This is a genomic window from Providencia sp. PROV255 (assembly GCF_028478065.1).
Taxonomy (GTDB): Bacteria; Pseudomonadota; Gammaproteobacteria; order Enterobacterales; family Enterobacteriaceae; genus Providencia; species Providencia rettgeri.
Map to the genome: position 1 here is coordinate 1 of NZ_JAMPMI010000019.1, position 19,866 is coordinate 19,866.

Here is a 19,866-nt window from a genome sequence, read left to right on the forward strand (position 1 = left end):
TTCTCCATCACTTCCCGGCAACCAACCATCAGGGCCACCGAACTCATCATAATAGCAGTGGAAAGTATCTCCTGAGGTCCAATAGCTACCGACTCTTACCATTTGTACCGAGCCATAGGCTAGAAAATGACAAAGTGCTGAGGGAATAATCACCACGTTATACCGAGAGAGCCCGGGCACATTAACAGACTTGTTTCTGTTGTCTTTTTGCGGATATCTGGGGTGGGTGGTGATTTTAGTGATGAACGTGAGAGGGTAATTATCTTTTGTTAATTCAATGGATTTTCCTCCATCTTTAGGGTTAATAAATAAGCCCAGATCACTCATGGTTTCCTCCCAACTTTAACCGCCCATCGCCCTGATTGGTCATAAATCATCAACCCCGTTGCATCTAAAATGACACGCCCAGCATCACCGCTCACCTTAAAATCACCGTAGACTTCCAGTTTATTGAATTCTGCGCTACCTGTTTCCGCATCAAGCCGATAACCAACCTTGCCTTTTTCATAGCGTTTTGATTTGATTTCTACACCAACCAGGAGCTTTTCAATTGTGGCCTTGTTAATAAACGCATCATTGATAAACACCTGACCATTTTCGACAAAAAATACGGGCTCTAACTTACCACTGGATGGATTAAAAATACCGAAGGTATCGGCACTAAAACCAATTTGAGTAACGACTTGTCCATTTTTAATACTAGCCCCTATTAGCATTTTGGCATCATAATATTGGCCGTTGTACATCACCGCAGTTTTAAACGAGATAACAGAAGAAGCATTACCTTGATAATCCACCTCCGTTTTTGCCATTTTCTCAATCGCCGCTTGAGTCTCTCCGTATTGGGAATTAAGCCGCTCAATAGACTGTGCAAACGTTAACTGATTATTTGCAACCGTCTTATCTAGTCGAGTGATTGAGGATTGAATTTTTAACTGCTCAACTGCTTGATTGCCATATTCCGCTGTCAGCTGCATCCCCATTTCTGCTAATGAACTTTCAGCATTGGTAATTGTGCGTGCCAATTGATTAATTAACGCTTCATTATCATTAAATCGGGATTCTGCTGTTTCAATATGCTTCGTCTGTGTCTCATCGATTTTAGCAATCGCCTCTGACTGATCCGTAATACGGGCATCCATCGGCCCTAGCTTGTCATCAACTTGTTTAATCTCAGCTTTGACCTGTGAAATATCTTTCGCTGTTGACTCCTCAAGTGTTGATAATGACTCTTGTACTTTTAGAACAGCGGATGAGGTTTGCTCGTAGTCTGTTTTAACTTGTTGCTGCCAGCGTGCTAGTGCCTCCTGGTCTGATACTCTCACTTGTTCAAGTCGGAATATTTCAGATTTACGCGTGCCCTCTTCTTCGAATAAACGCCATGAAACTTGATTTAACATCATTGTGTTGTTAAGTGTCGCTTCGGCTGCTTGCTCAAGTTGCAGTTGAACATTCCCTTGGTTGAAGTCGATTTGCTCCTGCATGATTTGACCGGCTTCATTGCTGAGGAAATTATTACCCAATTCGTCAATCATATCCTTTGGCGTTCCGTCAGCCTTTCCTACTGCTTCAACAAATTGAGATTTTCCGTAGCTGTTAACCGTTCGAACATAAAACCAATAATCAGTGCCAGCTTTTAAATTCTCCTTAGTCCAGAATTGCCCTTGGCCTTGACGATTGGCTTTTGCTGTGACTTCGGTGTCATTCGTGCTGGTCAGTTTTTTGTCGCTGAACCAAAACTCAAACGTATAGCCATGCTGTGCGGTTTCGCCACCGTGCGGAATACAGGTCAGAGAGAACATTCCGCCAACCATTTCAACGCTAACCGGTTTAGGTGGGGCCTGAATATCAAAATCAACAATGGCAGGGGCAGACATTGCACCAGCCGCATTAATAGAACGAACCTCCGCACGATAAGAACCACGCACAAGGCCTGATAAATCTACTCTGTCTTGTGGCACCTGAATGGACTGAATAACTTTGCCATTTTCAATGATGTTTACTGTGTTATAGCGAACATCAGCAGCAGCTGATTGCCAGCTCAAATAACCTTGAACCACCTCACCAATATTCGTGGCCACAAATGCAAGGTTAAGTGGTGGCGCTACCCCGCCAGTCGGTAAAACAGTGAATGGAGGACGAATAAAAGGTTTACCTATAATATCTTCATAAATATAAGCCCCGTCCTCCTCGAGGAGAATATCAACACCCTCTTGCGGGTGAAACTTCCATTCAGCAACACGAAATTCAAGGTTTTGAATACCAATTTGAGGCAGGTTTAATAAAATCACCTCTCCTGGTCTGTATGCGTATCACTCATGACGATAACAGGAAGTTAATGATTATGAGAGATAGCGCACTAGCTCACCCGATAGCTAAATGGTGCTTGGAAGCTGATGGAGTATCAGAAAGTAGTATTTACTGGACCGACAAAGAAACGGATGTTCTTTGCAGGTGCAGACCTGACCGGATCATAACAGCACATAATTATATCGTTGACGTAAAAAGCTCTGGCGACATAGAAAAATTTGATTACGAATATTACAACTACCGCTATCACGTTCAGGACGCCTTCTATTCTGATGGTTACAAGGAAGTAACTGGAATAACACCAACATTTCTGTTTTTAGTGGTCAGTACGAAAATTGACTGCGGAAAATACCCAGTAAGAACGTATGTTATGAGTGAAGAGGCTAAATCAGCAGGTCGCACTGCATATAAACATAATTTACTAACGTATGCCGAATGCCTAAAAACGGATGAGTGGGCAGGCATACGCACACTATCACTGCCCCGTTGGGCTAAGGAATTAAGGAATGAGTAACCCACCGCTAGCTCAATCTGATTTGCAAAAAACTCAAGGAACAGAGGTTAAAGTTAAAACTAAGGACCAGCAACTAATTCAGTTCATTAATCAGCCAAGCATGAAAGCCCAATTAGCTGCCGCCCTGCCTCGCCACATGACACCTGACCGCATGATTCGCATTGTAACAACAGAGATTCGCAAAACACCTGCACTAGCCACTTGTGATATGCAAAGCTTTGTTGGTGCTGTTGTTCAGTGCTCACAATTAGGGTTAGAACCTGGCAACGCTTTGGGTCATGCCTACCTGCTCCCTTTTGGTAACGGGAAAGCTAAATCAGGGCAATCAAACGTACAGTTAATCATTGGCTATAGAGGGATGATTGATTTAGCCCGCCGCTCAAACCAAATAATCAGCATTTCAGCTAGAACAGTAAGACAAGGTGATAACTTTCACTTTGAGTACGGGCTTAATGAGGACCTAACTCACACACCTAGTGAAAATGAAGATTCACCTATTACACACGTGTACGCAGTGGCGAGATTAAAAGATGGCGGTGTTCAGTTTGAAGTAATGACGTATAACCAAGTTGAGAAAGTCAGAGCATCTAGCAAGGCTGGCCAAAACGGCCCATGGGTTTCTCACTGGGAAGAGATGGCTAAGAAAACTGTTATTCGTCGTTTATTTAAATATCTCCCCGTCTCTATCGAGATGCAAAAAGCTGTCGTTCTGGATGAAAAAGCAGAAGCTAATGTGGACCAAGAAAACGCCACTATTTTTGAAGGCGAGTATGAGGAGGTAGGAACTGATGGCTAGTCGCGGAGTGAATAAGGTCATACTTGTTGGAAATTTGGGTCAAGATGTCGAAATGCGCTACATGCCTAACGGTGGCGCAGTAGCAAATCTCACACTAGCCACATCGGAATCGTGGCGTGATAAGCAATCAGGTGAAATGCGCGAGAAAACTGAATGGCATCGAGTGTGCATCTTCGGCAAGTTAGCTGAAGTTGCAGGTGAATATCTGAAAAAAGGCTCACAAGTCTATATCGAAGGTTCTCTGCAAACCCGTAAATGGCAAGACCAAAGCGGTCAAGACCGATACACAACGGAAGTGGTAGTAAATATCGGCGGTACGATGCAAATGCTAGGAAATGGCAATAGCAATAACAACGGCAATCAAACAGGAAATAAGAGTACATCCTCCCCAAATCAACAATATAGTAACCAAACTAAACCTCCTATGGATTTTGATGATGACATTCCATTCTAATAACTTGAAAGCTAACAAAAACTAAATAAGCAATCAAAATTAAATTGTAAAAAGTAATTAAGGACTCAGTGCAAGGATGCAAACAGGAGATAGATATGATAACTGTTAATTCTTATTTCAGCGGTGCTGGACTTATGGATATAGGGCTTATCCAGGCTGGAATAAATATAGGGCAAGCATTTGAAATTGATACATCCGCTTGCAAAACCTACCGCCATAACCTGGGTAATCATATTAAAGAATGCGACATTACCCAGGAGCTAGTTTTAGAGCAAAACTCATGTGACGGGATGATATTTACTTATCCATGCACAAAGTACAGCACAATCAGTGATATACACGGAGTACGTACTGGTGATGAGTTATTTCTGCATGCATTACGCCACCTTGCAATAGCTAGGCCTGAGTTTTATGTAGTTGAAAACGTACCTGGTATGAAAGCATTTCCTGTGGTCATGGAAGCTATGCAGAAAATGCCAGATTATTACGTTAACGTGTTTTGCCCCATAAAATCAGAAATTTGGCTACCACAAAAACGCAGCCGATTAATAATTATCGGTACGAAAAAAAATTTCACACCGCGCACACCTAAAAATCATAAGCCAATTAAATTGGCTGATATCCTGGAGAGTGAACCCGATATTATTATACCCAAGTCAGTCTACTCCAGGATGAATGGCGTATATCGTGATTTACCTATAATAAGCGATCCGGCCAATGGCGATATCGCCCCAACTTGTGTTGCTCACTATGCTAAAGATAAAAGTACTCGCTTAGTATCTGATAAAAATTTCCCAATGGGGGTTAGGCCATACACAGTACGCGAATATGCAAGACTCCAGGGGGTACCTAATTGGTTTCAATTCCCAGTGAGTCAAACCGATGCGTATCGACAAATAGGTAACGGTGTTAGTGTCCAGGTTGGGGAATGGATTGGAAATGAAATTAAACGTTATATCGCAGGGTGCGTGATGAAGAGCAAAAAAAAACCGCCAAGGAGAAGGCGGCAAAGTTAATAGGAACATATATCCTCTTTGTATTAGCAATTTAAGCATAGCTCATAAGATAATCTTAACAAGGACGTTAAGTAAAAAAATGCCGACGCAAGATGCATCGGCGAGGACTATAAAGTAATTAGAAAGTTCAAATTAACTATAGACTATAAATTTAAAAGACTGATGAATTGTTTTAATCATAATGATTTAATTTAAACAATGAAGAGGAATGAATATGATGATGTGAATAGGTGTTTATCCAATATTATGAATATATATATTGTAAAGCATCTTCAAAATAATAACTTAGTGGGAAGTGATTATAGTGATACATGGCTATAACACAATGATTCTCAATGAAAAATTAAGAATCACAAAGAGAGATAGATAGTTTTTTGACACTTTAACAATTCAGAAAATGAACTAATTTAATTCGTAGAAATAAGACTAAAAGACTAAAAGACGAAAAGACGAAAAGACGAAAAGACGAAAAGACGAAATTAAAAAGCACCGCCAAAAAGCTGAATATAAAAACAAAATGGCGGCTTAAGTAGATCTAAAAGGAAAATCAGGACTTACATCCAGAAAACAAATATACACTAATGCATATCATCATCAATATTTTATTACACATTTCTCACTTTTAAGTAGTATTAACCACATAAAAAGTAAGTCATGTCAGATAAAAAACGCCATCATGTAGGAGAAGCAAGAGGTTATGCAAGGATATTATTGTTTCTCTCTGTAAGTAATCTAAACCCAACTAAAGTGTAAAATTTAGCATGAGAACTAAATAAAAAAATGCCGACACAGGGTGCATCGGCAAAACTTATTCAATACTTGGAATGTAAAAATTAAATATAGACCATTATGAATCATTAGTGATATTTTTTTATCATGAGGATTTAATTTATATAATGAAAAGTAATAAAAAAATACCGCGTCATGGATGAATATGAAGCGGCAAGGGGATAAGCAGAGTTTATTTTTTTATGTTGGCTTATTAAGAATAGTTAATGAGTATGACTACGCAAGGAAATTAGCAAAAAAAAAAGCCGACACATGGGAGTATCGGCAAAAAAACACAGCTTATTGAACTACTCTTTCGCAATTAACTTTAGACCATAATTAAAATTAAGTTATGAATTATTTTAATCCTAGCGATTAAATTGCTGCGATAAAAAAATAAACATGATCTAAAATTCACTCACTAAGAGCAATAATAGTAATGCAATAAAACAGCCAATAGTGACAAGAGTTACTGTGGCCTTTAACACGCAAACAATTACATCCATAATGCTTATTAGTTGATTTTTATTATTTTTTTATGAGAGTTCATATTAATCATATCGGATAGAAACCATGCATTCTAATCTACTAGTAAAAACACTGTTCGAATAGGATAATTCTTAGTTATTAATATATTCTTACAAATTAAAAAATTGGGTAATGGAAAAGTCAAGGCGCCAATTTGAAGTAAGTATAAAGTTACTGAGTGACTTATATGTATATAAATCAAAGTGTAAACGTACAAATAATAAATTAAGCTACGCTCGCCATGATATAGATTTAATGTGAATTGACTAGCAATCATCATGAGAGTGTTTGTAGGTTGAATTACCAGAATAATTTGTTGCAACAATACAATAAATTAACTAACGAAATATCAATTCAGGTGTCCCTCAAGTTTTTTCCGATTTCACCAAATCATTACCAATTGATAAGAAACTAAATTACACACCTAAAATGTGGCTCAATCACTATGTTATGACGATAGATAAGGAGATTAATAGTGGATGACTCTCTTTATACAATAAAAGAATACGCATTGATGATCCGACTGTCATCTTCAACGGTATACCGCAACCCAGCCAGATATTACATGTTCAGGGTCGGTAGCTCATGGAGAGCAAACAAGGAAAGCCTAAAAAAGTTTGAACAGGCGCAGTTTAACGACAATAATGTCTATCGGCTGGCTTTGGTCGGTAGTAAGAGGAAAACCAAATGCCAATATACAAAAGAGGCAGCAAGTATTGGGTCGATGTATCCACCCCAACTGGCGAGAGAATTAGACGCTCTACTGGCACCTCAGACAAAATAAAAGCACAAGAATATCACGACAAACTAAAGCATGACCTGTGGCAGCAGGATAAGCTTGAGAAGCAACCAGATCGGATATTTGAAGATGCAATTATTTTGGCTCTTAAAGATGCTAAGGGGCAGACAAGCTTTAAAACTAAACAAACCTACTCTAAGTATTTTATCGCTATTTTAGGTGGAAGAAAGCTCTCATCAATCACTAGTGATGATATAGCAAATGCAATTCCGGATTATAGCCCTATTACTAAGCGTAAGTTAACAAGTGCAACAAAGAATAGATATCGCTCATTTATTCTAAGAGCTTTTTCACTAGCGCACAAAATGGGATGGTTAACCAAGTCATCCTATATACCACGAATGAAAGAGCCCACTGTTAGAGTTCGATGGTTAGAAAGGTGGGAAGCTGAACTGCTCCTATCTAACATCAAAGTTAAGTGGATGAGAGATTTTGTTTCTATTGCTATTTTAACAGGCATGAGAAAAAGCGAAATATTATCACTTAAATGGAAGAGCGTAGACCTAGTTAGAAGAGTTGCTCATGTAACGGCTGATAATGCAAAGTCAGGGAGAGCTAGACCGGTTCCTCTAAATGATGTGGCCATTGAAATTCTAAATGGAATTGAAAAGGATGGTGACTATGTGTTTTCCAACGAAGGAAAGCGAAGGAGTAACTATTATCGTGAATGCTATTACCAAGCATTGGCTGATTCTGGCATAACTGATTTCACTTTTCACGACCTCAGACATACATGGGCAAGTTGGCACGCACAAAGTGGAACTCCGCTCATGGTATTAAAAGAAATGGGTGGATGGGAAACGCTAGAAATGGTTCAGAAATACGCGCACTTTAGTGGTCAACATTTAACCAAATATAGTGAGCATGTCACAATTTCGACACAGTCGAAGAATGAAGCCAGTCAAAAGCCGCATCTAACACTTTTAACTGGCTGATGTAAAACGATTAATTTCACACATCCAAAATTCAAAATCACTTCGACTTTAGATTACGAGTCAGAAGCCGCCATTATGGAGAATATGCCATTAATTACTCAAGGAAGAACCGTCATTAGCATTGCTCACCGGCTAAATACGATTATGCACGCTGATAGGATATGTGTGATTTGCCAAGGAGAAGTACACGAGATGGATACCCACGAAAACTTACTCAAATCAAATGGTTTATACGCCAATTTATGGCACCAGCAGACACAATAATACGAATAAAAAAGCATCACGCTTATAGCAAGTGGTGCTTTTTTACCAAAAGCGCTCATTTTACAATCAATTAAACCCAATCATCATTGATGAAGCTATAGCACAAGGGGATTAGCTAGGGTATCATGGCGCGCTGAATTACTGGCACACCCTTTTAGCAGTTATAGACATGGCAAAAGAACAAACGGATCGAACGACACTAGATTTGTTCGCTGAGGAACGAAGGCCTGGGCGACCTAAAACAAGCCCGCTATCACGGGATGAACAACTGAGGATCAACAAACGCAACCAACTGAAACGAGATAAAGTGAAGGGATTGCGCAGAGTTGAATTGAAACTGAACGAAGACGCTGTCGCGGTATTGAATCAGTTAGCTGAAGATAAAAATATAAGCCGTAGTGAATTGATCGAAGAAATTTTGATGTCACAACTTGAACATGTTGATACATCAATACTCAAGTAACGTTATCTTGATAAATCACACAAATTTGACAGACTTAGCAACATTTTTTCGCCAAAATAAGGCGTAATATTCTATCTATTTTCGTTCTAAACGGGCTATAGAAGGCGAATTTTCACCTCTAGCTCTCTTAGAAAAACAAGAGGTTAATCACTTTATGGCAGTCATAGGCATTTTCTTCGGAAGTGACACAGGTAACACAGAAAATATTGCCAAAATGATCCAAGAAAGATTAGGCAAAGATGTAGCAGAAGTTCACGATATCGCGAAATGCAGCAAAGAAGATATTGAAGCTTTTGACATTCTACTTCTTGGTATTCCAACTTGGTATTATGGTGAAGCCCAATGTGACTGGGATGATTTTTTCCCTACTCTCGAAGAGATTGATTTCGAAGGTAAACTTGTCGCCTTATTTGGTTGTGGAGACCAAGAAGACTACGCTGAATATTTCTGTGATGCTATGGGTACGATCCGCGATATTATCGAACCACGTGGTGCTGTTATTGTTGGTCACTGGCCAACAGAAGGTTATCACTTTGAAGTATCCAAAGGCATGGCAGATGACAACCATTTTATTGGTTTAGCTATTGATGAAGATCGTCAACCTGAGCTAACTGATGAACGTGTTGATGCATGGGTAAAACAAATCTCTGAAGAAATGTCTTTAGCTGAAATTTTAGGCTGATAGACTACATAAAGAACCCTTACCCATAGATTACACCACTGTCTTACACAAAATGAACCCCCTAAGCCAGTGGCGTAGTCTAAAATAACCGATAAGGTATCCTAATAGGATAGGTTCTCAAGAGATTATCAAAATAATGAGACAATGCATGGTTTCTATTTTTATTTTCCATGCCTATAATTGTAAATCAGTTTAGAAGACAACTGTATTGATGTTAAAAATGTCTCATTATTGTTAAATTTATGATTTAAGATACAGGACAAACCCGCATGACAGACAACAATAAAGCATTGAAAAATGCTGGACTCAAAGTCACTCTTCCAAGATTAAAAATTTTGGAAGTACTTCAAGAGCCTGAGTGCCACCACGTCAGTGCGGAAGATCTCTATAAAAAGCTGATCGATATGGGTGAAGAGATCGGGTTAGCAACTGTATACCGCGTGTTAAACCAGTTTGATGATGCCGGTATCGTAACCCGTCACAACTTCGAGGGGGGTAAATCTGTATTCGAACTAACTCAGCAGCATCACCATGACCATTTAATCTGTTTAGATTGTGGAAAAGTGATTGAGTTTACTGACGAATCCATTGAAACCCGCCAAAAGAATATCGCTGCTCGCCATGGCATTAAACTATCTAACCATAGTTTATATCTATATGGTCATTGCGCAGATGGTGATTGCCGTGACAATGCTGACGCACACGAAGCAAAAGAGTAATAGTATTCAACCATCGTTGATGAAACATCATGGTTAAAAATGCCAAAACCCTGATAATACAATTTTATCGGGGTTTTTTATTTTAAGTATTAATATTCCCTTTTTTACTCGATTAGTGATAATTGCTAGTAAGTAACTTAAACACAATTATTTATCACTGTATTTTAGCAACAATGCAAGATTTTTATAAAAACTATAATAGTTGCAATTCAAATCAAAACCCTTATATTATTTCAGAGATAAATATATTCCGTTATCTAGAATAATACTTTACATATCAAAGTGGTATATAAATAACATCATAGATGATTCCAAACACTTCATACTATTTAAAATTATTTAATTACCTTACTATAATTTCAACTCCAAATTAGAGAGTTAATGATCCAAATGTAGTCATAACGTTAAATCATCATTTAAATGCGTAATTACATTTATTGACTAAACTAATTGAGTACTTTAGTAATTTGTAAGAGATTAACTGATGAAAAAAAACTATCTTTTTCTCAATACAAGTTTTTTCTTCTGGTTTCTTACTTTAATAGGGTGGTTTTTTAGCTATTCGTCTATCACCTTATTTTCGTTTGTATTATCAATACTGTTCTTGATCGTATACTTCAATCAAAAAAAGGTAAGTAAAATGTTCACCAAAAGACAAAACAAGCCCACGCCTACAGCGACGTCCCCTTCTATAAGTAATGAGCCTGAAGTGACTACAAAAATAGAAGAACAAATAACACTGTCAACTCCGACTATTAGTGAAGAAAAATCGAATACGATTATCTCTAGGGACGTTATTTTTGAAGGAAATATTACGTCTAATGAGCAAGTGCATATCTATGGGAAAGTCATTGGAAATATAACAGGAAAAGAAAATACGGTTAAAGTTATGTTAAACGGCCAAGTTACGGGAAATATCACCTGCAAAGAACTGGTGGTTAATGGTCGTATTGAAGGTGAATGCTTATCTGATACTATTTGTATTGAAAATAATGGGGAAATCCACGGTACTATCCATTACAGTAGTTTATCAATTAAAAAAGGGGGAATATTATCTGGCCAAGCACAAGTTAAAAACCCACCCCATCAATCAGAAAAAGTTACCGTATTAAAAGATAAATTAAAACAAGATACCCTTATACTCAATGAAAGTGTAAATAACGCATCCTTGTAATCAAAAATAAAATAAGGTGAATAAATTCACCTTAATTTTAACTCTTAATATAAGTTTTTATTCTTGTCTTAATATTCCATTCAATATTAAAAATATATGGTAAGCCTTTAGCTATCAGGGCAAATGACTGCTATGGTTTCTTTATAGCAGTCATTGCTACTAAAGGATTTTACTAATTAGAATACCGTGAATGGCATCATCACCATAAATTTAATATCTTTTTCATCTTGGAAGATATTTCCGTAACCACCGCCATAGCTCGGAATATCTGTATGGTTATCATACTTGGTAAAATGCAGTTTAAATAGCGTATCTTTTGCTCGACCTGATTGTACGGTATATAAAATATCAAAGTTCCATGCACTTTCTTTTAAGCGTACATCCTGAGCATATTGGCTATTAGTACTTGGTTTAGCATCCCATCCATAAATATATGAGGTTCCAACCTTCCATCCAGCTAAGTCCCAATTTTTTAAATCATACATAACACCGGCCATAACGGCTTTTTCATTATTAGCATTCCAATCCGAACGGCCATCCCACCAAATGTCCATGCGACCATTTGATGTTGCCCAACCGGGGGTCATACGCTGCAGGAAATAACCTTGGTTACCTTTGGCTTTTACATAGGTTCCTTCTAATTTAAAATCAAATTCATCGTAAGTGTAGCCTAGTGTCATCGCTTGCAACCAAGCTAAACCGTCATAAACATCGTTAACTCCACCGCCTGAAACCTTATCTTTTGCACCATAAAATTGATAAGACATACGTAAGTCACGGTCAACAACAGGAACTGCATAGGAAACCTTGGCAAAATATTGATCCATATAGCTTTTAGCTTGCCCATATGCCCCTTCTAAGACTAAATTGTTTTTAAAGTCATATTTAAAGCCAATTGAGTGTAAATAACTGATCCCAGTTTCACCATCCGCTTCACGAAAGTCATACATGCTACGGTACCAAGGTGCTTTATAGCGGTCAGTCCACATATAGGACATGCTAAGTTCACCATTTTGCTCAAAATCAAACACCCCGCCTACCTCTAATCCGCGATATGTGCCCGGCATATAGCTCCAGTGGGATGCGAGTAGAGTTTGCCCCGTAGGCTGAATATAGCCACCTCTACCCCAAAAAGGGCCATATTTCAATTTTGCAGCGGCCTTATAAAAAGTCACACCACTACGATCTCCAGTCCATTTTTCATCCCAACGTGATTTCGCATCACTAAAGCCGATTTCATTGGGTGCAGCTGGGCCACTATTTGATAACTCAATAGCGGTAAAACCCGCTAAATCTAGCCCGATGATGTCCTGAAAATAACCGGATGAGAAATCAAGACTGGCATTAAATGTTGAGTGTTTAAGATTATCCGCATACTTTTTATATTTATCGCTATTTGGGTCTAAATCTTTACGTGAACGATCGCGTTGCCAGTAGTAAAGGCCACCTGTAAGTTTTGAATCTTCAATAAATTGCTCCGCATGCATGATTGGTTGGTAACCAATAGGAAGCATTGCTATTGCAATTTTTAAGACGAGCAATTTCCTGCCAGTATTGACATTTTTATTAACCATTCTTGTATTCCTCTAATATTTTTTAATTTTATTTTTCGGCCGAAATACGATTTAACTTTCCATTTAAATCTAAATATTCACAATGAGTTATATCTCTTGCGATGTATTTAGCCTATTTTTTGCAACGCGAATTATCAACACAGATACAGGCTTTGTTGCCAAAATATGATCAACGGCACATTAATTTTAATTAACTGTCATTATCACCGATGATGACCTTGCTAAAAATAAAAAGTAATTGATTGATAAATATAAAAAATATGCATGGGATACGTATAAGGAAGTGTTTAAGAAAAAATCAATAAATTAACTAATTGTTCCTTAATTTCGTCTATTCTGCAGGAATTCGCTAAGTTCTATCACCACATTGACCTAATTGCCTTAAAATAGATCAGATTACTGAGTCAAATAATTAGGATAAATGTTGTTATGCTGAAAAATAACATACACAGCTATAAAATTTCTCAATAAATAATCAAATAAAATGTACAGCATTATTAAGAAAAGCACCGCATTATCATTTGCTATTATAAACTCTCCTTTTCAATATAAAGAGTTCGTAAATGAAAATAGACTTAACAGGCAAACGCGCATTAGTCAGTGCATCAACAGCTGGAATTGGTTATGCAATTGCTAAAGGCCTCGCTAATTGTGGCGCAGAAGTTTTGATTAATGGCCGTAACAATATACGTGTTAATGATGCCGTTTCTCTGCAGCGACTTCCGGTGCAGCCTTACGTGTTGATGGTGGCGTTATCGATGACATTGTGTAATTCGAGCATTCAATAATATTGCCTTATTGTCACAGCAAAACTAACGGGGTACAGGCTACTGCACCCCGCTGTATGAAATAAATACTCGTTTTGATAATTAATATTTTTCGAATAATGCCTGAATTTGCTGAGGATCTTTAGTCTGAGTTAAGGCTAATTGCAGCAATACGCGCGCTTTTTGCGGATTTAACCTTTCTGAAGCAACAAAACCATATAAGTTATCATCCACTTCGGCATTTCTTGTCGTATACCCTGTTGGTACACGGCTTGAGCGAACGACAACCACGTCTTCTTTCGCTGCTTTTGCTAAAGCGTCAAAGACAGTCTTATACATATTACCGTTACCCACACCCGCGCTTACAATTCCTTCAACCCCTTCTTCTCTCAAGGCTTTCACAGGAGCTGCTGATGCATTGGCATAGTTATAAACGATACCTACCGCAGGGAGCTTTTCGAGCTTACTGACGTCGAATGCCGCTTTGTCACTACGAGGTTGCGCTGCTTGGAAATAAGTAACTTTACCATCATGAATAAAGCCTTCTGCCCCACTATTAACGGCATCAAACGCTTGTACTTCAGTGGTGCTCATTTTCATCACATTACGGCCTTGCACGACTTTATCGTTCATTGCCATCAAAACACCGCGCTCTCCAGCAGACTTATCCGTCGCTAAAACGACTGCATTATACAGGTTCAAAGGACCGTCAGCACCTAAAGCCGTTGACGGTCGCATTGCACCAACCAAGACAATGGGCTTTTTACATTGCGTGGTTAAATCAAGGAAGAATGCCGTTTCTTCTAAAGTATCAGTCCCGTGAGTGATTACAAAACCATCTGTTTTATCACAATCTTGGTTAATTTTTTTCGCCAGTGCCAGCCAAACTTGGTCATTCATATCTTGCGAACCAATATTCACCAATTGCTCACCGCTTAAATTGGCAATTTTTTTGGTTTCTGGCACCGCATTAATTAAAGCATCAATCCCTACTTTACCCGCTTGGTAACTGGAGGATGTGGCTGAATCACCACCACCTGCTATCGTTCCCCCTGTCGCCAATACCGTAATATTCGGTTGAGCGATAGCGGATACGGCAAACAGTGAAACCAATGTCGCCAAAAGCGCTTTATTTCTGTTTTTCATCCTATTTTCCTTTCATTAATAAACTTCGGTTATTATGTGGAATTGTGCTGAATTTTATGTGACCTATACAATTATTTTAGGATAAATAATGAATTTTAAGATGATTTATCTATGAATGAATAAAAAGCGTGAGGCTTGCAGCAAAAATCCGTATCATAGCCCGTTTGAAACACTCTATTCACAAGTGACTGACAATGAGCCAAACTTTTATTCCCGGCAAAGATGCCGCTCTTGAAGATTCCATTGATGCATTTCAAACCAAATTAAAGAAATTAGGGTTTGATATTGAAGAAGCCTCTTGGTTAAACCCTGTACCTAACGTTTGGTCTGTACATATCCGCGATAAAGCGTGCCCACTTTGCTTTACTAATGGTAAAGGGGCGAGCAAGAAAGCTGCATTAGCCTCAGCGCTTGGTGAGTATTTTGAGCGTTTATCAACGAATTACTTCTTTGCGGATTTCTACCTAGGTAAATCTATTGCTGAAGGGGATTTTGTCCACTACCCTAATGAAAAATGGTTCCCATTAACCGAAGATGATAGCTTACCTGAAGGGTTATTAGACAATCGTTTGATTAAGTTTTATGACCCCGACAACGCCTTAGCCGCCAGCCAATTAATTGACTTGCAATCTGGTAATGAAGAACGCGGTATTTGTGCACTGCCATTTACCCGTCAATCAGACAACCAAACCGTATATATTCCAATGAATATTGTTGGAAACCTCTATGTTTCTAACGGAATGTCTGCGGGCAATACAGCCAACGAAGCTCGTGTACAAGGGCTTTCCGAAGTCTTTGAACGCTTTGTAAAAAATAAAATCATTGCTGAAAGTATTAGCCTACCGGCTATCCCAGCAGACGTCATGGCACGCTACCCTGCGGTAGTTGAAGCGGTTGAAACCTTAGAAAAAGAAGGTTTTCCAATTTTCTGTTATGACGCATCACTCGGTGGCCAGTACCCTGTGATTTGTGTGGTGTTATTTAACCCACAAAATGGGACTTGTTTTGCCTCATTTGGTGCTCACCCCGACTTTGGTGTTGCCCTTGAGCGTACCGTCACGGAATTACTGCAAGGCCGTGGCTTAAAAGACCTCGATGTGTTTAATGCACCGACCTTTGATGACGAAGAAGTGGCTGAGCACACGAATCTTGAAACTCACTTTATTGATTCAAGCGGTTTAATTAGCTGGGATCTGTTTAAAGATGATGCCGATTATGCCTTTGCAGATTGGAGCTTTAAAGGCACAACTCAAGAAGAGTTTGCAACACTTATCAGTATTTTCAATACATTAGATGCTGAAGTCTATATTGCAGATTATAACCACTTGGGTGTCTACGCTTGCCGAATCTTAGTCCCAGGTATGTCTGATATTTACCCAGTTGAAGACTTACATATCGCCAATAACGCGATGGGCGCTTATTTACGCGACACCATTATCAACCTACCTGATAGCCAATGGGAAAAACAAGACTATCTTGCCCTTATCGAGCAATTAGATGACGACGGTTTAGATGATTTTACCCGTGTTCGTGAATTACTTGGTTTGGCAGTAGGTAAAGACAATGGGTGGAGTAACCTGCGTATTGGTGAACTAAAATCCATGTTGGCACTAGCGGGTGGAGACCTTGAACAAGCACTTGCTTGGGTTGAATGGACACAAGACTTCAATAGCTCAGTATTTACTGCCGAGCGCGCAAATTATTATCGTTGCTTGCAAACCCTGTTGTTGTTATCTCAAGAAGAAGAACGTGACCCTGCGCAATACTACAACGCCTTTGTGCGTATGTATGGTCAAGAGGCAGTAGATGCTGCATCAGCCGCTATCGCTGGGGAATCATGCTTCTATGGCTTGTGGTCTATTGACGAAGAACTTAAAGCACTTCCTGCGCATCAAGCTTTGCTGGCTGCTTATGAAAAGCTGCAAAAAGCAAAGCGTGATAATGCATAATGTGAATTAAATCGTTGACGGGGAACTTGCCCCGTCAACATTTTTACATTTTATTGGTTTATATTAATTATAAATCCAATGAACGTTTCCATAATAAGAAATCAAACTGTTCTAGGCGATCCGCTTGGACCTGATAGTCACCGCTTGCCGTATCAATTACCCGTTCAAATAGCCCTTTACTTATTGTCGGTAATGGAACCCCATCAATAATTGGCCCGCAATCATAATCAATTATGTCCGATAGGCGCTCTGCAATGGCACTATTCGTCGATATTTTTAAAACAGGTACAATCGGGTTCCCTGTGGGAGTGCCAAGCCCTGTTGAGAAAATAACCACATTACACCCTGCAGCAACAAGTCCTGTGACTGCATCAACATCATTACCCGGCGTACAAACTAAGGATAACCCACTGTCAGGCATCGGCTCCGCATAGTCACACACCGCACTAATCGGCGATGTTCCGCCTTTTTTAGCCGCTCCGGTCGATTTAATCGCATCGGTTATTAGCCCGTCCGCAATATTGCCGGGACTTGGGTTATCGGCAATGGTAGTATTAAAGAAATTCGCTGTTTTTTCATAACGTTCCATCAAATCTAAGAATTTTTTCTTATCTTCAAAAGAAACGCACCGTTTCACCATATCCCCTTCTGCACCACATAATTCCGGAAATTCAGCTAACCCTGATGCGCCCCCCAAAGTCACTAGCCAATCAGAAACTAGCCCCATCGCAGGGTTACCCGAGATCCCAGAAAAACCGTCAGAAGCGCCACATTTCACACCGAGTTTTAAATGAGACAACGGAACGTCCACACGAGATTGCGGTATGACGGCCTTCATGCACTCATAGGTTTGCTTCAATGCTGTTTGCATCATTTCTTCTTCGCTACTCCACTCTTGCTGGCGAAAGTAAAGTGCAGGTTTAGCAAAATTAGGGTTACGAGCAACAAGTGACTCTTTAAACATTTTACGCTGTGCTTTTTCACAGCCCAAACTGAATACCGTAATACCGATGACATTAGGGTGGTCCGCATAAGCAGCAAGCACATCACACATCGTTTTACTGTCAGAGGTCGCTCCACCACAACCACTCGTGACCGTAATACATCGTACACCTTCTATATGTGGGAATAATTTAGGTTTTGCCGTTCCCCCTTGCTCACCAGCTGTTAAATCCAACGCAAAATTTTTCAAACTATTATTGGTATAACCTAATGCTTCATTTAAGGCGTCTGTAAGTTTTGTTACATTGCGGTTTTCACAAAATACCAATGGAAAAATTAACCAGTAGTTTGCGGTTCCTACTCGCCCATCCTCACGTACATAGCCTTTAAATGTGCGTCCTTGATATGCAGATACATCAGGTGCATTCCACTCGTACGGTGCATCTTGTTCTAAAGAAACTGGGGCTGCATAGTGGCGAATATTATCGACTGTGATAACTTCACCTTTTGCAATTGGCTTTGTTGCTTTTCCTACTGCTGTGCCATACATAGAAACAATGCCATCAACGGGTATCGCTTCCATGGCAAATTTATGCTTTGCTTTAACATCAGTCACGAGGATCACATCTTCACTTCCCCAGTGATAAATATCCCCTGCTTGCAAGTCCTTTAAGGCAACAATTAGGTTGTCGCTCTCATCAATTTTGAGAATTTTTTGCATGTCACACCTTCCTAAAAATTGTCATTAGTAAGATGACAATGCGTTGAGATTCTTGTTATGCGTATTTTTTTTAAGTAATGCGATTAAGACGGCACAACCTACGGTGATCACCGCTAATGTCACGATACCTGCGGTATTGCTATTCATCATTTTATCGACTTCCACGCGAATGATTGGCGCGAGGAATGAACAAAATGCCCCCATGGTGGTACAGAAACCAATTCCTGCTGCTAATGCAGGGCCGCTTAATAACTGAGGAGGAAACGTCCAAAACACTGGTTGAACGGATAAAAAACCAACAGCGCTTAAACATAATGCTGCAATAGCAAAAACAGGGCTTGCAAATGCTGACAATGCCAAACCTAATGCTGCGGCTAACATACACAGCACTGAGATTTCGATGCGACGAGTTGGATGGCGGTCAGCAAAACGAGGAATGTAATACACCCCGAATGCAGAACAAGCCCAAGGTATGGCAGCAACTAAGGATTGTTTAAAGCCTAAACTTTCCCCCATTAAGGACGCAACTTGGGAAGGCAGAAAGAACATCAAACCGTATACTGAAATTTGTATCGTGCCGTAAATCAGTGCAAGGTGCCAAACTTTGATATTTTTTAGTGCAGATAATACCGATGTGGTTTCAGTTTTTGCATTTTCTTTGGCTAATTGTTCAGTTAGCGCTTTTTTCTCTTCTTCGGTTAAAAAACGGGCTTTTTCAGGGCTATCATCCAAATAAAAGAAAGCAAAAATACCAATCACAACGGCAGGAAGTCCTTCAATGACAAACATCCAGAACCAACCTGGCCGGCCTAACCAGCCATGCAATTCCAGTAACGCGCCTGATAATGGCGAACCCAGTGTCAATGCCAAAGGTACACCTAGAACAAAGATCCCAATTACAGACCCACGTACATTATTGGGGAAATAAATTGAGGCTAATAATAGAATGCCTGGATAAAAGCCAGCTTCCCCAAGTCCCAACAAGAAACGCAAAACTATAAATTGCGTTTCATTGGTGATAAAACCTGTCATTGCCGACAGAACGCCCCAGATTACCGTGGTAATACTCAGCCACTTTTGCGCACCAATTTTGTTTAAAATTAAGTTAGCGGGAATGCCAAATAGCGCATATGCCGCAAAGAAAATACCGGCACCAAAAGCAAACGCTGAATCAGATAAACCAATGTCGACTTGCATTGCATCTTTCGCAAAACCTACGTTGACTCGGTCAATAAATGCAACAAAATACAAAATAAACATCAGGGGTACTAAACGTTTCCACGATTTGGCTATCGCAGAATTTAAAACAGGATTGTTATAAGCTTTAATTGTCGCCATGATATTT

At 39.4% G+C, this 19,866-nt stretch carries 15 protein-coding genes and 3 pseudogenes; 12 read left to right on the forward strand and 6 right to left on the reverse strand.

Annotation, left to right across the window (positions count from 1 at the left end; genetic code table 11):
* Both PR725_RS17085 and PR725_RS17090 read right to left on the reverse strand, forming a co-directional pair.
* Positions 1-327: pseudogene (locus PR725_RS17085) on the reverse strand (DUF6453 family protein); the annotation flags it as partial.
* Complete coding sequence (locus PR725_RS17090) at positions 324-2,291, reverse strand: phage tail tip protein J-related protein (protein WP_272569887.1); 1,968 nt, start codon at positions 2,289-2,291, stop codon at positions 324-326. The pseudogene PR725_RS17085 and the gene PR725_RS17090, both read right to left, overlap by 4 nt.
* Before the next feature lie 53 nt (positions 2,292-2,344).
* On the opposite strand from PR725_RS17090, the gene PR725_RS17095 reads away from it, so the two are divergent.
* From PR725_RS17095 to PR725_RS17140, 10 genes and pseudogenes are all read left to right on the forward strand, one after another.
* Entirely contained in the window at positions 2,345-2,824 is a 480-nt protein-coding gene (locus tag PR725_RS17095; protein WP_272569888.1) for a PD-(D/E)XK nuclease-like domain-containing protein, read from the forward strand.
* Complete coding sequence (gene recT / locus PR725_RS17100; RefSeq protein WP_131681033.1) at positions 2,817-3,620, forward strand: recombination protein RecT; 804 nt, start codon at positions 2,817-2,819, stop codon at positions 3,618-3,620. The genes PR725_RS17095 and recT overlap by 8 nt, the downstream gene beginning before the upstream one ends.
* A complete protein-coding gene (locus tag PR725_RS17105; RefSeq protein ID WP_228367143.1) occupies positions 3,613-4,074 on the forward strand; it encodes a single-stranded DNA-binding protein in 462 nt (153 codons plus the stop codon). Before recT ends, PR725_RS17105 begins: the two co-directional genes overlap by 8 nt.
* 95 nt (positions 4,075-4,169) lie before the next feature.
* Entirely contained in the window at positions 4,170-5,090 is a 921-nt protein-coding gene (locus PR725_RS17110) for a DNA cytosine methyltransferase (protein WP_228367144.1), read from the forward strand.
* Between the two features lie 1,983 nt (positions 5,091-7,073).
* On the forward strand, positions 7,074-8,120 hold the full coding sequence (locus PR725_RS17115; RefSeq protein WP_228367145.1) for a tyrosine-type recombinase/integrase: 1,047 nt from the start codon (positions 7,074-7,076) through the stop codon (positions 8,118-8,120).
* 39 nt (positions 8,121-8,159) lie between these two features.
* Positions 8,160-8,384: pseudogene (locus PR725_RS17120) on the forward strand (type I secretion system permease/ATPase); the annotation flags it as partial.
* Positions 8,385-8,553: 169 nt separating this feature from the next.
* Positions 8,554-8,847 (forward strand): LexA regulated protein, encoded by a 294-nt coding sequence (ybfE, locus tag PR725_RS17125; RefSeq protein ID WP_004909532.1) that lies wholly within the window; start codon positions 8,554-8,556, stop codon positions 8,845-8,847.
* Between the two features lie 154 nt (positions 8,848-9,001).
* Positions 9,002-9,529, forward strand: a complete 528-nt coding sequence (gene fldA / locus PR725_RS17130) for a flavodoxin FldA (RefSeq protein WP_004256261.1) — start codon at positions 9,002-9,004, stop codon at positions 9,527-9,529.
* A 269-nt stretch (positions 9,530-9,798) separates the two neighbouring features.
* On the forward strand, positions 9,799-10,248 hold the full coding sequence (gene fur, locus PR725_RS17135; protein ID WP_004256285.1) for a ferric iron uptake transcriptional regulator: 450 nt from the start codon (positions 9,799-9,801) through the stop codon (positions 10,246-10,248).
* Positions 10,249-10,888: 640 nt separating this feature from the next.
* Complete coding sequence (locus PR725_RS17140; protein ID WP_004909525.1) at positions 10,889-11,422, forward strand: bactofilin family protein; 534 nt, start codon at positions 10,889-10,891, stop codon at positions 11,420-11,422.
* Positions 11,423-11,598: 176 nt separating this feature from the next.
* Here PR725_RS17140 and chiP read toward each other — a convergent pair whose 3' ends face one another.
* Complete coding sequence (gene chiP / locus PR725_RS17145) at positions 11,599-12,996, reverse strand: chitoporin ChiP (RefSeq protein ID WP_004909523.1); 1,398 nt, start codon at positions 12,994-12,996, stop codon at positions 11,599-11,601.
* A gap of 563 nt (positions 12,997-13,559) precedes the next feature.
* Between chiP and PR725_RS17150 the strand changes: the two are divergent.
* Positions 13,560-13,706: pseudogene (locus PR725_RS17150) on the forward strand (oxidoreductase); the annotation flags it as partial.
* Positions 13,707-13,865: 159 nt separating this feature from the next.
* Here the strand turns inward: PR725_RS17150 and ansB are convergent.
* Complete coding sequence (gene ansB / locus PR725_RS17155) at positions 13,866-14,909, reverse strand: L-asparaginase 2 (protein WP_109911037.1); 1,044 nt, start codon at positions 14,907-14,909, stop codon at positions 13,866-13,868.
* A gap of 194 nt (positions 14,910-15,103) precedes the next feature.
* On the opposite strand from ansB, the gene ycaO reads away from it, so the two are divergent.
* A complete protein-coding gene (ycaO, locus tag PR725_RS17160; protein ID WP_110731821.1) occupies positions 15,104-16,858 on the forward strand; it encodes a 30S ribosomal protein S12 methylthiotransferase accessory factor YcaO in 1,755 nt (584 codons plus the stop codon).
* Between the two features lie 67 nt (positions 16,859-16,925).
* Here ycaO and PR725_RS17165 read toward each other — a convergent pair whose 3' ends face one another.
* Both PR725_RS17165 and PR725_RS17170 read right to left on the reverse strand, forming a co-directional pair.
* The gene (locus tag PR725_RS17165; RefSeq protein WP_196718686.1) at positions 16,926-18,521 is read right to left on the reverse strand and encodes a UxaA family hydrolase; all 1,596 of its coding nucleotides are present in this window, start codon (positions 18,519-18,521) and stop codon (positions 16,926-16,928) included.
* Positions 18,522-18,545: 24 nt separating this feature from the next.
* Positions 18,546-19,859, reverse strand: coding sequence for an MFS transporter (locus tag PR725_RS17170; protein WP_272569889.1), 1,314 nt, complete (start codon positions 19,857-19,859; stop codon positions 18,546-18,548).
* Between the last annotated feature and the right edge of the window lie 7 nt (positions 19,860-19,866).

Bases quoted from the DNA above. Each gene is read 5' to 3' on its own strand.
- fur (WP_004256285.1), top strand. From the start codon at position 9,799: ATGACAGACAACAATAAAGCATTGAAAAATGCTGGACTCAAAGTCACT.
- PR725_RS17110 (WP_228367144.1), top strand. From the start codon at position 4,170: ATGATAACTGTTAATTCTTATTTCAGCGGTGCTGGACTTATGGATATA.
- ycaO (WP_110731821.1), top strand. From the start codon at position 15,104: ATGAGCCAAACTTTTATTCCCGGCAAAGATGCCGCTCTTGAAGATTCC.
- fldA (WP_004256261.1), top strand. From the start codon at position 9,002: ATGGCAGTCATAGGCATTTTCTTCGGAAGTGACACAGGTAACACAGAA.
- ybfE (WP_004909532.1), top strand. From the start codon at position 8,554: ATGGCAAAAGAACAAACGGATCGAACGACACTAGATTTGTTCGCTGAG.
- PR725_RS17115 (WP_228367145.1), top strand. From the start codon at position 7,074: ATGCCAATATACAAAAGAGGCAGCAAGTATTGGGTCGATGTATCCACC.
- recT (WP_131681033.1), top strand. From the start codon at position 2,817: ATGAGTAACCCACCGCTAGCTCAATCTGATTTGCAAAAAACTCAAGGA.
- chiP (WP_004909523.1), bottom strand. From the start codon at position 12,996: ATGGTTAATAAAAATGTCAATACTGGCAGGAAATTGCTCGTCTTAAAA.
- PR725_RS17105 (WP_228367143.1), top strand. From the start codon at position 3,613: ATGGCTAGTCGCGGAGTGAATAAGGTCATACTTGTTGGAAATTTGGGT.
- PR725_RS17140 (WP_004909525.1), top strand. From the start codon at position 10,889: ATGTTCACCAAAAGACAAAACAAGCCCACGCCTACAGCGACGTCCCCT.
- PR725_RS17165 (WP_196718686.1), bottom strand. From the start codon at position 18,521: ATGCAAAAAATTCTCAAAATTGATGAGAGCGACAACCTAATTGTTGCC.
- PR725_RS17170 (WP_272569889.1), bottom strand. From the start codon at position 19,859: ATGGCGACAATTAAAGCTTATAACAATCCTGTTTTAAATTCTGCGATA.
- ansB (WP_109911037.1), bottom strand. From the start codon at position 14,909: ATGAAAAACAGAAATAAAGCGCTTTTGGCGACATTGGTTTCACTGTTT.
- PR725_RS17095 (WP_272569888.1), top strand. From the start codon at position 2,345: ATGAGAGATAGCGCACTAGCTCACCCGATAGCTAAATGGTGCTTGGAA.